This window comes from Pseudophaeobacter arcticus DSM 23566 (assembly GCF_000473205.1).
GTDB classification, from domain to species: Bacteria; Pseudomonadota; Alphaproteobacteria; order Rhodobacterales; family Rhodobacteraceae; genus Pseudophaeobacter; species Pseudophaeobacter arcticus.
This window is the reverse complement of record NZ_KI421507.1, coordinates 1672799-1684562: the sequence shown is the minus strand read 5'-3', so window position 1 is coordinate 1684562 and position 11764 is coordinate 1672799. Positions and strand designations below refer to the sequence as shown.

Below are 11764 nucleotides of genomic sequence, written 5' to 3'. Positions count from 1 at the left end.
GGCTATCCCTGATCTATCATGCGCTGCATTGCTGGTATGGTCTGGCTGTTGAACCAGCCGCCTTCGGGGGCGTTACCGCCTGCCGCCAATGCTGTCTTGATCTTTATGATTGTTTCGCCTCTGAGCTGCTGCTTGATCGAGCCATAGGCAATCGACGGAAGCGCGGCCAGCTTGCGCGCCTCTGAGAGCGAATAGGCTGCCAGGTCTTCCTGGTCGTCCGCGATGATATCAATAAAGCCAAAATTGCGCGCCGCGACGGGGCCAACGGGCTGACCGGTCAACATCAGACGCCGCAGAGTATCCGCGTCCAAAGTGGCCTTGGCGATCTCCAATGGACCAACCGGGAAATCCGCCCCAACGCGCACTTCGGCAAGCCCAAAGGAGGATTTGGTCATCGCAACCCGGCGGTCACTGGCCAAAACAAAGAACAACCCACCCGCAATCGCCGCACCGCCTATGGAGGCGACAACCGGCTTGGGGCAGGCATAAAGCGCCAGAAAACCTTCGTTCAGCCCACGCACAATCGCCTGCTGCTGCTCCAGGTCGAAATGCTGCGCTTCCTTCAGGTCAAGCCCGGCGGAGAACACCTTGAAAGGACTGCTCAAAATAATGCACCGCACGGCGTCATCCGCGCCCAGCCGGGTGATCAATGCGGCAAAACCCATCAGGAAATCGGCACTCAGCGCATTGACCGGACCACGCCCCAGTTGCAGCTCAACTATCCCATCCCCAAGATCACGTGTGCTAAGGGTGTCACTTTCTGTCATCCAGGCTCTCCTTCGTTCAGAATGCGCCTTCTGTTGCCGAAGGCTTTGATTGACATATTGCGCAGTCCAGGCCGCTTTGGTCGAGGGCAAAGGACTACGTAGAACCACGCAGTACCGCATGGAAAGGCCTGTCTAGCCAAGAGAGGTAAACAAATGCGGGCAGAAATCGCCCGCATTTTTGACAGTTCAAGAGTTTATTTCTTGAGCGCATCCAACCCGCTACGGGCAAAGAGTGAGACAAACCCACCCAGTTTGACGGCGCGTTCGGGGTTTGAGGCATTGCCATCCAGCGCGCGTTTCAAAACGCCCTGCAAAATCCCCCCCATGCGGAAAAAGCTGAAGGACAGGTAGAAGCCAAAGTTATCAATTCCGGCCAATCCCCGCCGTGTGCAATAGCTCTCAATAAAGGCCTGATCCGAGGGCAGACCAAGTGCGGCGCGATCCACACCGGCAAGGCCGCGCCCTTCGGCGCCGGGGGGCATTTGCCACTGCATGATGACACCGGCCAGATCCGCATAGGGGTGGCCAATGGTCGACAGTTCCCAGTCCAACACGGCCTGACAACTGGGGCCGTCACTGGCAAAGATCATATTGTCGATCCGGTAATCCCCGTGCACAAGGCCGCGTTGCCCGTCCTCTTTTGGCATTGCAGTTTCAAGAGCTTGGATCAACTCGTTCATCTCGGGGATAACTTCGGTTTCCGAGGCACGATACTGTTTGGTCCAGCGGGCCAACTGGCGTTCAAAATAGTTGCCGGGAGGACCGTAGTCCGACAAGCCAACCGCATCGATGTCCACCTGATGCAGCGAGGCCAGAACCCGGTTCATCTCATCCATCACCGCAGCGCGGGACTGCGGATCCATGTCCGGCATCCGCGGATCGGTGATGTTGCGCCCGGCCACGTGATCCATCACGTAAAAGGCCGAGCCAATAACGTCATCGTCTTCGCAGAGCAGATGCATCTTTGCCACCGGGACATCGCTCTGCGCCAGGGCCTGTTGCACCCGGAATTCCCGATCAACCGCATGGGCCGATTTCAGCAGAACGCCCGGAGGTTTGCGCCGCAGCACATAATTGCCTGCGGTGGTTTTTAACATGAAGGTGGGGTTTGATTGCCCGGTGGCAAATTTCACAACCTCAAATTCGCTGTCAAATCCCGGCAGGCGCCCACGAAGATAGGCGGCAACGGCCTCTTGATCCAGGGTCTGGGTCTTTGTGCTCATCTTCTGCTCCTGTCAACTATAGGTCATAAGAGCCGCACGCTCCAGGTTATGAAAATGCGGCACAGAATTGAATTCATGGAGAAAAAACTTCTCCTTTGAGAACACGAACCGGCTGGTGGATGTGTTCTTGATCTGCAGGTTCAGTGCAATCATCTGGTCATTTTGCAGGCCCAGACTGGCGGCAACCAGTCGCGCGATGGCACCGCCAGAACTTACCACCAATACCCGTTCAGCCCCAGCGCGCACGGCGGATTGGCGCGATGTTTCGACCCGGTCGCAAAACTGTCCCCAGGTTTCGCCGGCGCCGGGAATGCCCTGGGTCTGCCAATCTGCCAAGGTTTCCCTCAGCGCGCGAAAATGGGTCTTGCGATCAGTAATCACATCATCCGGGGCCACACCGCCATAGCGGCTGTTGAGCAGGTCGTGAAAGTCATACTCGTTCCAGCCGGCATGTTCTTCGGCGGCCCCTGCAAACCCCATTTCCTCCAGGGTTTGTTTTTGACGCATCAGGCTGCCGGTGATCATCCGATCCGGGACCCAGTCAAGGGCACGTAACGTATCGCCCAGGGCGCGCGACTGTTGCCGCCCCAGGTCGCTCAGATCATCATAGTTCCTGGCCCCAAAGGAGGCCTGCCCATGGCGGACAATTATCAGCTCTGCCATTGGTCAGCCGCTGAACTCTGCTGCCAGTCTGGTTCCTGCGGCTTGATATTCTGCTGCAATGCGATCAACCAGTTCCCCGGCAGAGCAGATAGATTTCACGTCGCCAATGCCCTGACCAGAGCCCCAGATCTCTTTCCAGGCTTTTGGTTTCGAAGAGCCGCTGCCAAAGTTCATCGAGGAAGAATCCGCTTCGGGTAGATTGTCAGGGTCCAGCCCTGACTGAGAAATGGATTTCTTCAGGTAGTTCCCCCAAACGCCTGTAAACAGCGATGAATAGACAATATCCTCGGCGGTGCTATCGACGATCATCTGCTTGTACCCCGGCTGGGCGTTTGCCTCATGGGTGGCAATAAATGGCGAGCCGGCATAGCCAAAATCAGCGCCCAACGCGCGCGCCGCCAACAGCGCTTCACCGCTGGCAATCGCGCCAGACAGCGCCAGGGGGCCATCAAACCAGCTGCGGATTTCACGGATCAAAGCAAAGGGAGACTGTTCGCCAGCATGACCACCAGCGCCGGCAGCCACGGCAATCAGCCCGTCAGCGCCCTTCTCGATCGCCTTCCTGGCGAAGGTATTGTTGATCACGTCATGCAGCACCACGCCGCCACAGGAATGCGCCGCCTCGTTCACCTCAGGGCGCGCGCCCAGCGAGGTGATCCAGATTGGCACCTTCCAGCGGTTGCAGATCTCCAGGTCACGCTCAAGCCGTGCGTTTGAGCGGTGTACAATCTGGTTGACGGCAAAGGGCGCGGCTGGCTGATCGGGGTTGTCCTGATTGTGGCGATCCAGCTCTTCGGTGATCTGCTTGAGCCAGGCCTCCAGCAGGATCGGATCCCCCTCGCCTTCGCGGGCGTTCAGCGCCGGAAAGGCCCCCACGATGCCCGCTTTGCACTGGGCAATCACCAGCTCCGGCACCGAGATGATAAACAAAGGCGAGCCGATCAGCGGGATGCGCAGGTTTTGCAGCGCCTTTGGGAGATGTCGTTTTGGTGAAGACATATTTTCTTCCTTATTTCAGAGTATTGCAGGCCATTTCAAACCTGATTACTCCATTGCGCTGGCAAAAATATTCTGACCGGACATGACGTTGATACCACCAGAGATCGGCACCACCGAACCGGTTACATAGGCGCCGCCCTTGCCGCTGAGAAACAAAACAGAGCCCGCGATATCTTCGTAGCGGCCAACCCGGCCAAGGGGAACATCCTTGCCGACCTTTTCCCGCTTCTCCTCGTCGCCAGTGGCAAAGGCGGTCATCCTAGACACAAAGGGACCAGGAGCCAGTGCATTTACCGTGACTTGCTTATGCGCCAGTTCCTTGGCCAGAACTTTGGACATATGAATGACAGCCGCCTTGGAGGCCGAATAGCTATAGGCACCATCCCCCATGGGGATTTCCCCCATGACAGAGCCCACATTGATGACCCGCGCCGGATCTCCCAGCTCACCGCTTTTGATCAGCATTGGCAGCAAACGGCGGGTCAGGTCAAAGACGCCGGTGACATTGACATTCATCACCTTTTCCCAGGCCTGATGCGGGAAGTCCTTTAGCTCTGCCCCCCAGGTGATGCCTGAGTTATTCATCAAAATATCAAGTTGCTCTGTGCGGGATTGAACCTCTTCCACCAGGGCGATGATACCCTCTTCTGTGCCGACATCCCCGGCAAAGCCTTCGGCAGATCCTGGCGCATCCAATGCGTTCAGCTCCTGTGCCACGGCTTCGCAGGCATGGCCCTTGCGCGAGGCGATCAAGACCCGGGCGCCAGCCCGGACCATGGCTTCAGCCGCCATCCGGCCAATGCCCGTTGCTCCACCAGTGATCAGCGCGGTCTTGCCGTTGAGTGTAAACAGATCCTGCATTTCAATCTCTCCTTAGAAGCCGCGCAATTGGGCAACAAGCCCTGCGTGATAGCCATAGTCCCCCAGCCATTCGGCTGCGACACGGGCGCGTTTCATATAAAATCCCATGTCGAATTCATCCGTCATGCCAATGCCGCCATGCATCTGCACGCCTTCCTGAACCGATTTCTGGGCCGTATCCGTTGCCCGCGCCTTGGCGACCGAGACCGCAAGTGTCGCCTGATCAGGAGTTTCGTCCAGAATACGCCCGGCATTCAACACCGCGGAATGGGTGAGCTCGATTTCGCACCACAGATGCGCCGCCCGGTGCTGCAGCGCCTGAAAGCTGCCGATGGTGATGCCAAACTGTTTGCGCTCTTTCAGGTAATTGGTGGTCAGGGAAAACGCCGCCTCGGCCAGCCCGGTGGTTTCGGCAGCCAGTGCAGCCTGTCCGGCCTCTAGCGCGGGTTTCAGCAATTCATAGCCTGCGCCGGCCTCACCCAGCAGCGCCTCGCCTGAGACCTCGACATTGTCAAATATCAGGTCTGCAGCATCGCGGCTGTCGATCATCTTCAGCGGGCTCTGGGTCAGGCCCTTTGCTTTGTTGGCCAGATCAAACAGGCACAGGCCCGCATCACTTTTGGCCAACACCAGAATGCGGTCAGCATCACACCCATCGACAACAAAACGCTTTTTACCGTTCAACACATAGCCGTTGCCACGGCTTTCCGCCGTTAGTTCAACCCGGTCGGGCGAAAATTTTGCTGTCTCATCCAGCGCCAGCGCATAGGTGAGCCCGCCGACCGCAATCTGTTTCAGTTTATTGGTGGCACTGTCATCGCCGAATTGGCGCAGCAGGGTTGCGGCCATGACGGCGGTGCTCAGAAACGGGCTGACAGTCAGGTTGCGGCCCATCTCGCGGGCCAGTACATGAGCCGCCGCGTGCCCCATGTCAGAGCCCTCAGCGGTTTCGGGAACCAGCACACCGGCCCAGCCGGCCGCCACCATTTCCTGCCACAGTTCTGGGTCAGAGTGTTTACCGCTATCGCGCATCTCGCGCAGACGAGACACAGGGGCAGATTTGGAGAGGAACCCATGGGCCGCCTCTGCCAAGAGGGTTTCTTCCTCTGTTTGAATGAGTTTTGCCATGTTTCTTATCCTGGAAGGTTCAAAATGCGACGGCTGATAATGGAGAGCATCACCTCGGAGGTGCCGCCCTCGATCGAGTTGGCCTTGGTGCGCAGCCAGGACGAGGCTGGCGTGTCTCCCCAGGTCAGGGCATCGGCCCCATCGGCGGCCATGATCAGTTCAAGCCGTTGCTTGTTCAGCTCGGTTCCCATGTATTTCAGCATGGCAGAGGCATCGCCAACGCCCTGGCCGCCTTCGGCCTGGTCCTTGTAGCGCTCCAGCGTCATCTCCAGCGCCAGGCTGTCGACTTCGGCCCGCATGGCCTCGCCGCGCAGCACAGGATCGCTTTGTCCTGTTTCGCTTTCAGCGAGAACCGCCCCCAGGGCACGGCCTGATCCCATGACATTGCCGCCATTGCTGATCATCTCGCGTTCATGGGTCAGCAGGTATTTGGCGACATCCCAGCCCCGGTCAATGGTGCCAACCACCTGATGTTTTGGCACCTCGACATCCTCAAAAAAGGTCTCGCAAAAGGGCGAGGCACCAGAGATCAATTGGATCGGACGTGTGGTAATTCCTGGGCTGCGCATATCCATAAGAACAAAAGAAATACCAAGATGTTTCTTGGCCTCGCGATTGGTTCTGAGCAGGGCAAAGATCCAATCGGCACGATCCGCATAAGAGGTCCAGATCTTTTGCCCATTGACCAGCCAGGTATCGCCCTGATCTGCCGCATGGGTCTGTACCCCCGCCAGATCAGAGCCCGCGCCGGGCTCGGAATAGCCCTGGCACCAGCGGATTTCGCCGCGGGCAATGGGGGGCAGAAAATGCAATTTCTGCTCTTCGCTGCCAAATTTCAACAGCGCCGGGCCCAGCATCCAGATGCCAAAACTATCCAGCGGAGAGCGCGCGCCAATGGCCTGCATCTCTTGTTTCAGGATTTTGTCTTCATCCCGGCTGAGTCCCGCCCCGCCATAGGGTTTTGGCCATGTGGGCACGGTAAATCCACGTGCTGCACAGCGGTCCAGCCAGGTCTTCTGCGCCTCGCAGGTAAAGACCCAAGTGGTCCCGCCCCAACAGATCGCATCCTCACCACCTGCGCCATCACGCATTTCTGGCGGGCAGTTTGCCTCCAGCCATTCCCGGACCTCGCGCCGAAACTCGGCGTGATCACGTCCCGCATCACCTTGACCCATGTTGTGCTTTCTCCTCAGTCCCGCCTTCCAGAGCCTCCCGTGGCCTCTGGCGGTTTCACAATGTAGAATTACATTTCGCTATGCCATTGACAACGCGGCTGAGGGACAGAAGACTTTACGTAATTTTAGAAACACGGGTCAGCCACCGGGCGGCCGGAAGGAACAAAATATGAAATCTATGCTCAGCACCACCCCCGGTGGACCCCAAACGCTTGTCTGGACTGAACAGCCGGACCTTAGCCCCGGCAAAGGCGAGTTGCTGGTTGAAATTCGCGCCGCCGGCGTCAACTTTCCTGACACGCTGATCATTCGCGATCTCTATCAGATGAAGCCTGCGCGCCCCTTTGCCCCAGGTGGAGAGATTTCCGGCGTGGTGACTGCCCTTGGCGAGGGTGTCAGCGGATATGAAATTGGCGACCGGGTGCTGGCCTTGACCGGCCATGGGGGCTTTGCCACGCAGATCTGTATGGCGGCAAATCAGGCCGTCAAATTTCCGGAAGCGATGCCGTTTGAAGATGCTGCCGGCTTTGTCTTCACCTATGGCACCTCCTATCATGCCCTCAAAGACCGCGCAGAGCTGAAACCGGGGGAAACCCTGCTGATTTTGGGCGCTGCCGGCGGCGTTGGTGCTGCGGCCATTGAGCTGGGTAAATCCATGGGCGCAAAGGTCATTGCGGCTGTGTCCTCAGCCGAAAAAGCAGCCTTTTGCAAAAAGATCGGTGCCGATGAAACGCTGGTCTACAGTCGCGATATGAGCCGTGATGAGCAAAAGGATTTTTCAAATAATATCAAAGAGCTGTCCGGCAAATCTGGAGTCGATGTCGTCTATGACGCGGTGGGCGGAAACTATGCGGAACCGGCGCTGCGAACCATGGCCTGGCTGGGCCGGTACCTGGTTGTCGGCTTCCCTGCGGGCATCCCCGAAATTCCGCTGAACCTGCCTTTGCTCAAGGGCTGCGACATTCGTGGCGTGTTCTGGGGCGCTTCGGTTTTTCGTGACCCCAAGGGCCATGCCGAGAATATGGCCGAGCTCCAGGCGCTTTATGGTTCAGGAAAGATCAAGCCGCAGATCTGTGACGTCTTGCCAATGACAGAGGCGGCAAAGGCGCTGGAGATGATGCAGGACAGACGGGTGATGGGTAAAGTTGTGCTGACCAACAGCTAGGCCCGCCAGACGGGCAGAGATTTAGGCAGGCGGCCAGTTTGGGCGCTTGCCTTTTTTCGTGCGATATTCGCAACATACTACACGTAAAACCGCGCTCTCCGGTTTCGCTATCCCTGTGCAAAGCTGCCGTTTAATCTTAAACCTGAAAAGTGGGGGATATGTAATGCACAGCTTATTGATACTGAACGGTCCAAATCTCAACCTGCTTGGAACCCGGCAACCCGAAGTCTACGGGGCCGAAACCCTGGACATGCTGGAAAACAGCTGCATTGAACATGCAAAGAAATTGGGGTTTCAGGTGCAGTGTCTGCAATCGAACCACGAAGGGGTTTTGCTGGACGCCATTCATGCGGCCCGTGGCCAACATGTGGGAATTGTTCTGAATGCTGGCGCATATACCCATACTTCTGTCGCCTTGATGGATGCCATCTACTCGGTTGAGATCCCAACCGTTGAGGTGCATCTGTCCAATATCCATGCCCGCGAGGTGTTTCGCCACCAGTCCTATATCGCCCGGGCCGCAATCGGCCAGATATGTGGATTTGGCACGCAGGGCTATTTGATGGCGATTGATGCTTTGGTACAAAAGCTGACTCAATCAAGCGATGTAAGCTGATGACAATATTGGAATATCTTCATTTTGTTTCTGGCGCAAAAAGCCTTGAGGAGCTGTGGCATGCCCATGTCGTGAAGATGGCCGAATATGGGTTTGACCGCCTGATCTACGGCTATACCCGGTTCAAAACCGAAACCTCGTTGGGGGATCCCGACGATTTTGTCATTTTGACCAATCACGATCAGAAATACATCTCGGGGTTCCTGCATCAGGGCCTCTACCGCCAGGCGCCGATGGTGCTCTGGGCGCTGGAGAATGAAGGCGCTTGCAGTTGGAAGATCATCCGCGAACTGCTGAACAATGGCCAGTTGGGCCCGGCCTCTAAACAGGTGATTGAATTCAACGAACGTATGCAGCTGACAGCCGGATATACGATCAGCTTTTTCTCTGCCTCCAAACGCTACAAAGGGGCAATCTCCCTGGCCGCCAAGCCTGGAAGCTGCCAAAGCGAACTGGACGAGATGTGGAAAGAGCACGGAGAAGACATCGTCTTGATGAACAATGTGGTTCATCTCAAGATCCTGACTTTGCCCTATGATCCGCCGAATCGCGGCCTGACCAACCGGCAGCGCGAAGCACTGGAGTGGGTCGGGGACGGCAAGACCACCCAGGATATTGCGCTGCTCATGGGGCTCACCTCGGCCACGGTCGAAAAACACCTGCGACTGGCGCGCGCCTCGCTGTCGGTGGAAACCAGCGCCCAAGCGGTGCTAAAAGCCGCCTTGCAAAATCAGATGTATATCCTCGAAACCTGAAAAACCTTACCCGCAACCGGGGGGGTGCTGGCTAAAAACCAAATAATCCTCGCCCTTTAGGAGAGACTTCCCCTAGGGCAGCTTCCGTCTATCGGGTATGGAAAACACTACTACACTTGTGTTGCAAACTGGGGCAATGTGTCGGAGTTCCGTGAGTGGTGGCTTTGGCCTGGGAACTATGGGAAACGACCCTTGCGATAACAAGGCTCTCAGACCTGTCCGGTGTCTGGTGTGTATTTATCCACGCCAGTGCCGTTTGAAAGAGGGGCCCCATCATCCCCATCAATGGGGCCTCTCGACATCCCTGCCCCCCGGATACTAGCCCCTAACATCGTCGTTGGCGCCGTGGCTTTAGGCTGCGGGGAAGCCCCGGCGCCTGGAACTCTGGCCTTTTTTCCAGCTCGGTTCCTGGGGTTTACTGCCATTCCCGGCGGTTCCAGCCCCAGTCTATTTGCGCACCGCATCAGAACGGCCTGTTGGTCGCGTGGCAGAACAAAAAAGGGCCGACGGAAAACCGTCAGCCCCTCTAATCTGAGTTGTTTTGAAAAAGCTCAGCCTTTGGCGGCTTTTGCAACTTCAGCTGCGAAGTCTTCTTTTTCGACTTCGATGCCTTCGCCAACTTCCAGACGGACAAAACCGGTGATAGTCGCGCCAGCTTCTTTTGCTGCGGCTTCAACGGTCAGGTCGGGGTTCACAACAAAGGCTTGGTTGAGCAGAGTGGACTCAGCAACAAACTTCTTCATGCGACCAACGATCATCTTTTCGATGACGGCTTCGGGCTTGCCGGATTCGCGAGCGATATCCATCTGAACCTGCTTTTCTTTCTCAACAACCGACGCGTCCAGGTCAGCTTCGGAAAGTGCGGCAGGGTTCACGGCGGCAATGTGCATTGCAACCTGTTTGCCAAAGGCTTCGTTGCCACCGGTCATTGCAACCAAGACGCCGATTTTGCCCATGCCGGCAGTTGCGGCATTGTGGACATAAGAAATCACGGTTTCACCTTCCAGCACGGCCATGCGGCGCACGGACATGTTTTCACCAATGGTGGCGATCTTGTCGGTGATGACGGATTCAACGGTCTTGCCGCCCATGTCAGCGGCTTTCAGCGCGTCAACATCGGAAACACCCAGGGCTGCCTTGGCGATACCGCCAACCATTTCCTGGAATTCGGCGTTCTTGCCAACAAAGTCGGTTTCGGAGTTCACCTCAACCGCAACACCTTTGCTGCCTTCAACAACAACGGCCACCAGGCCTTCTGCTGCGGTACGACCGGATTTTTTGGCCGCTTTGGCCAGACCTTTGGTGCGCAGCCAGTCAACGGCGGCGTCCATGTCGCCATTGGTTTCGGTCAGCGCTTTTTTGGCGTCCATCATGCCGGCGCCGGTGGAGTCGCGCAGTTCTTTAACGAGTGCAGCTGTGATTGCCATCTTTAGGCTCTCCTCAAATCAAAACGGAATTGGGGCAGGTGATAGCCTGCCCCGCATGTCAAATCTGTGACAGGTAGCGTCGGCAGGTGCTTATTCAGCAACAGCTTCTTCTACAGGCGCATCTTCCAGAGCGCCCAGGTCAACACCGGCAGCGCCCAGCTGAGCGGACATGCCGTCCAGTGCAGCACGTGCAATCAGGTCACAGTACAGGGAGATGGCGCGCGATGCATCATCGTTGCCTGGGATCACAAAATCAACGCCATCAGGGGAGCAGTTGGTGTCGACGATCGCCACAACCGGGATGCCCAGTTTTTTGGCTTCGGCGATGGCCAGCGCTTCTTTTTTCACGTCGATGACGAAGAGCAGGTCAGGAACACCGCCCATTTCGGCGATACCGCCCAATGACGCCTGCAGCTTCTGCTGGTCACGTTCCATGCCCAGACGCTCTTTCTTGGTGAGGCCTTCGGCGCCACCTTCGAGCTTCTCGTCGATCTCGTTCAGACGCTTGATCGACTGGGAAACGGTTTTCCAGTTGGTCAAGGTGCCGCCGAGCCAGCGGTGGTTCATGAAGTACTGAGCGGATTTTTCAGCGGCTTCGGCGATGGGGCCTGCGGCCTGACGCTTGGTACCAACAAAAAGAACGCGGCCGCCCTTGGCAACGGTGTCACGGACGATCTGCAGCGCCTGGTCCAGCATAGGAACAGTCTGTGTCAGGTCCATGATGTGGATGCCGTTGCGTGCACCATAGATATAGGGTGCCATGCGAGGGTTCCAGCGCTGTGTCTGGTGACCAAAGTGTACGCCTGCTTCCAGCAGCTGGCGCATGGTGAACTCGGGAAGAGCCATGCTAGTATTCCTTGTTTCCGGTTTCAGTCCTCGGTGGGGGTTCAGAGCAAATGCTCCAACCGGCGGCCCATTTGGGGATTTCTCCCCCAGACAGGCCAAACCCCACCTGCGGGTTTGATGGCGCGCGTATAGGCCAGGA

12 protein-coding genes are annotated in these 11764 nt (G+C 57.1%); 3 read left to right on the top strand and 9 right to left on the bottom strand.

Translation table 11 applies throughout. From position 1 onward, the window contains the following. Nucleotides 1-2: 2 nt before the first annotated feature. The 7 genes from ARCT_RS0112125 to ARCT_RS0112095 all read right to left on the bottom strand — a co-directional run bounded on the left by ARCT_RS0112125 (nucleotide 3) and on the right by ARCT_RS0112095 (nucleotide 6816). Nucleotides 3-767 carry an enoyl-CoA hydratase/isomerase family protein gene (locus ARCT_RS0112125; protein WP_027240323.1) on the bottom strand — a complete coding sequence of 255 codons (765 nt, stop codon included), beginning with the start codon at nucleotides 765-767 and terminating at the stop codon, nucleotides 3-5. Nucleotides 768-961: 194 nt separating this feature from the next. Further along, the gene (locus tag ARCT_RS0112120) at nucleotides 962-1990 is read right to left on the bottom strand and encodes a phosphotransferase family protein (RefSeq protein ID WP_027240322.1); all 1029 of its coding nucleotides are present in this window, start codon (nucleotides 1988-1990) and stop codon (nucleotides 962-964) included. Nucleotides 1991-2002: 12 nt separating this feature from the next. Further along, nucleotides 2003-2653, bottom strand: coding sequence for a histidine phosphatase family protein (locus ARCT_RS0112115; RefSeq protein WP_027240321.1), 651 nt, complete (start codon nucleotides 2651-2653; stop codon nucleotides 2003-2005). Nucleotides 2654-2656: 3 nt separating this feature from the next. Further along, nucleotides 2657-3652: an NAD(P)H-dependent flavin oxidoreductase gene (locus tag ARCT_RS0112110; RefSeq protein WP_027240320.1), complete on the bottom strand. Its 996-nt coding sequence runs from the start codon at nucleotides 3650-3652 to the stop codon at nucleotides 2657-2659. Between the two features lie 45 nt (nucleotides 3653-3697). Beyond that, a complete protein-coding gene (locus ARCT_RS0112105; protein ID WP_379573932.1) occupies nucleotides 3698-4513 on the bottom strand; it encodes an SDR family NAD(P)-dependent oxidoreductase in 816 nt (271 codons plus the stop codon). A 12-nt stretch (nucleotides 4514-4525) separates the two neighbouring features. After that, nucleotides 4526-5641: an acyl-CoA dehydrogenase family protein gene (locus tag ARCT_RS0112100; protein WP_027240318.1), complete on the bottom strand. Its 1116-nt coding sequence runs from the start codon at nucleotides 5639-5641 to the stop codon at nucleotides 4526-4528. Nucleotides 5642-5646: 5 nt separating this feature from the next. Continuing rightward, nucleotides 5647-6816 carry an acyl-CoA dehydrogenase family protein gene (locus ARCT_RS0112095; RefSeq protein ID WP_027240317.1) on the bottom strand — a complete coding sequence of 390 codons (1170 nt, stop codon included), beginning with the start codon at nucleotides 6814-6816 and terminating at the stop codon, nucleotides 5647-5649. A gap of 169 nt (nucleotides 6817-6985) precedes the next feature. On the opposite strand from ARCT_RS0112095, the gene ARCT_RS0112090 reads away from it, so the two are divergent. From ARCT_RS0112090 to ARCT_RS0112080, 3 genes are all read left to right on the top strand, one after another. After that, on the top strand, nucleotides 6986-7981 hold the full coding sequence (locus tag ARCT_RS0112090; RefSeq protein WP_027240316.1) for an NADPH:quinone oxidoreductase family protein: 996 nt from the start codon (nucleotides 6986-6988) through the stop codon (nucleotides 7979-7981). A gap of 163 nt (nucleotides 7982-8144) precedes the next feature. After that, nucleotides 8145-8597, top strand: coding sequence for a type II 3-dehydroquinate dehydratase (gene aroQ, locus ARCT_RS0112085; RefSeq protein ID WP_027240315.1), 453 nt, complete (start codon nucleotides 8145-8147; stop codon nucleotides 8595-8597). Further along, nucleotides 8597-9352, top strand: a complete 756-nt coding sequence (locus ARCT_RS0112080; protein WP_027240314.1) for a helix-turn-helix transcriptional regulator — start codon at nucleotides 8597-8599, stop codon at nucleotides 9350-9352. The genes aroQ and ARCT_RS0112080 overlap by 1 nt, the downstream gene beginning before the upstream one ends. 551 nt (nucleotides 9353-9903) lie before the next feature. Here the strand turns inward: ARCT_RS0112080 and tsf are convergent. Together tsf and rpsB are read right to left on the bottom strand one after the other, a co-directional pair. Continuing rightward, nucleotides 9904-10779, bottom strand: a complete 876-nt coding sequence (tsf, locus tag ARCT_RS0112075) for a translation elongation factor Ts (protein WP_027240313.1) — start codon at nucleotides 10777-10779, stop codon at nucleotides 9904-9906. Between the two features lie 90 nt (nucleotides 10780-10869). After that, nucleotides 10870-11625: a 30S ribosomal protein S2 gene (rpsB, locus tag ARCT_RS0112070; RefSeq protein ID WP_027240312.1), complete on the bottom strand. Its 756-nt coding sequence runs from the start codon at nucleotides 11623-11625 to the stop codon at nucleotides 10870-10872. Nucleotides 11626-11764: the final 139 nt, after the last annotated feature.

Bases quoted from the DNA above. Each gene is read 5' to 3' on its own strand.
- ARCT_RS0112125 (WP_027240323.1), bottom strand. From the start codon at position 767: ATGACAGAAAGTGACACCCTTAGCACACGTGATCTTGGGGATGGGATA.
- ARCT_RS0112120 (WP_027240322.1), bottom strand. From the start codon at position 1,990: ATGAGCACAAAGACCCAGACCCTGGATCAAGAGGCCGTTGCCGCCTAT.
- ARCT_RS0112115 (WP_027240321.1), bottom strand. From the start codon at position 2,653: ATGGCAGAGCTGATAATTGTCCGCCATGGGCAGGCCTCCTTTGGGGCC.
- ARCT_RS0112110 (WP_027240320.1), bottom strand. From the start codon at position 3,652: ATGTCTTCACCAAAACGACATCTCCCAAAGGCGCTGCAAAACCTGCGC.
- ARCT_RS0112105 (WP_379573932.1), bottom strand. From the start codon at position 4,513: ATGCAGGATCTGTTTACACTCAACGGCAAGACCGCGCTGATCACTGGT.
- ARCT_RS0112100 (WP_027240318.1), bottom strand. From the start codon at position 5,641: ATGGCAAAACTCATTCAAACAGAGGAAGAAACCCTCTTGGCAGAGGCG.
- ARCT_RS0112095 (WP_027240317.1), bottom strand. From the start codon at position 6,816: ATGGGTCAAGGTGATGCGGGACGTGATCACGCCGAGTTTCGGCGCGAG.
- ARCT_RS0112090 (WP_027240316.1), top strand. From the start codon at position 6,986: ATGAAATCTATGCTCAGCACCACCCCCGGTGGACCCCAAACGCTTGTC.
- aroQ (WP_027240315.1), top strand. From the start codon at position 8,145: ATGCACAGCTTATTGATACTGAACGGTCCAAATCTCAACCTGCTTGGA.
- ARCT_RS0112080 (WP_027240314.1), top strand. From the start codon at position 8,597: ATGACAATATTGGAATATCTTCATTTTGTTTCTGGCGCAAAAAGCCTT.
- tsf (WP_027240313.1), bottom strand. From the start codon at position 10,779: ATGGCAATCACAGCTGCACTCGTTAAAGAACTGCGCGACTCCACCGGC.
- rpsB (WP_027240312.1), bottom strand. From the start codon at position 11,625: ATGGCTCTTCCCGAGTTCACCATGCGCCAGCTGCTGGAAGCAGGCGTA.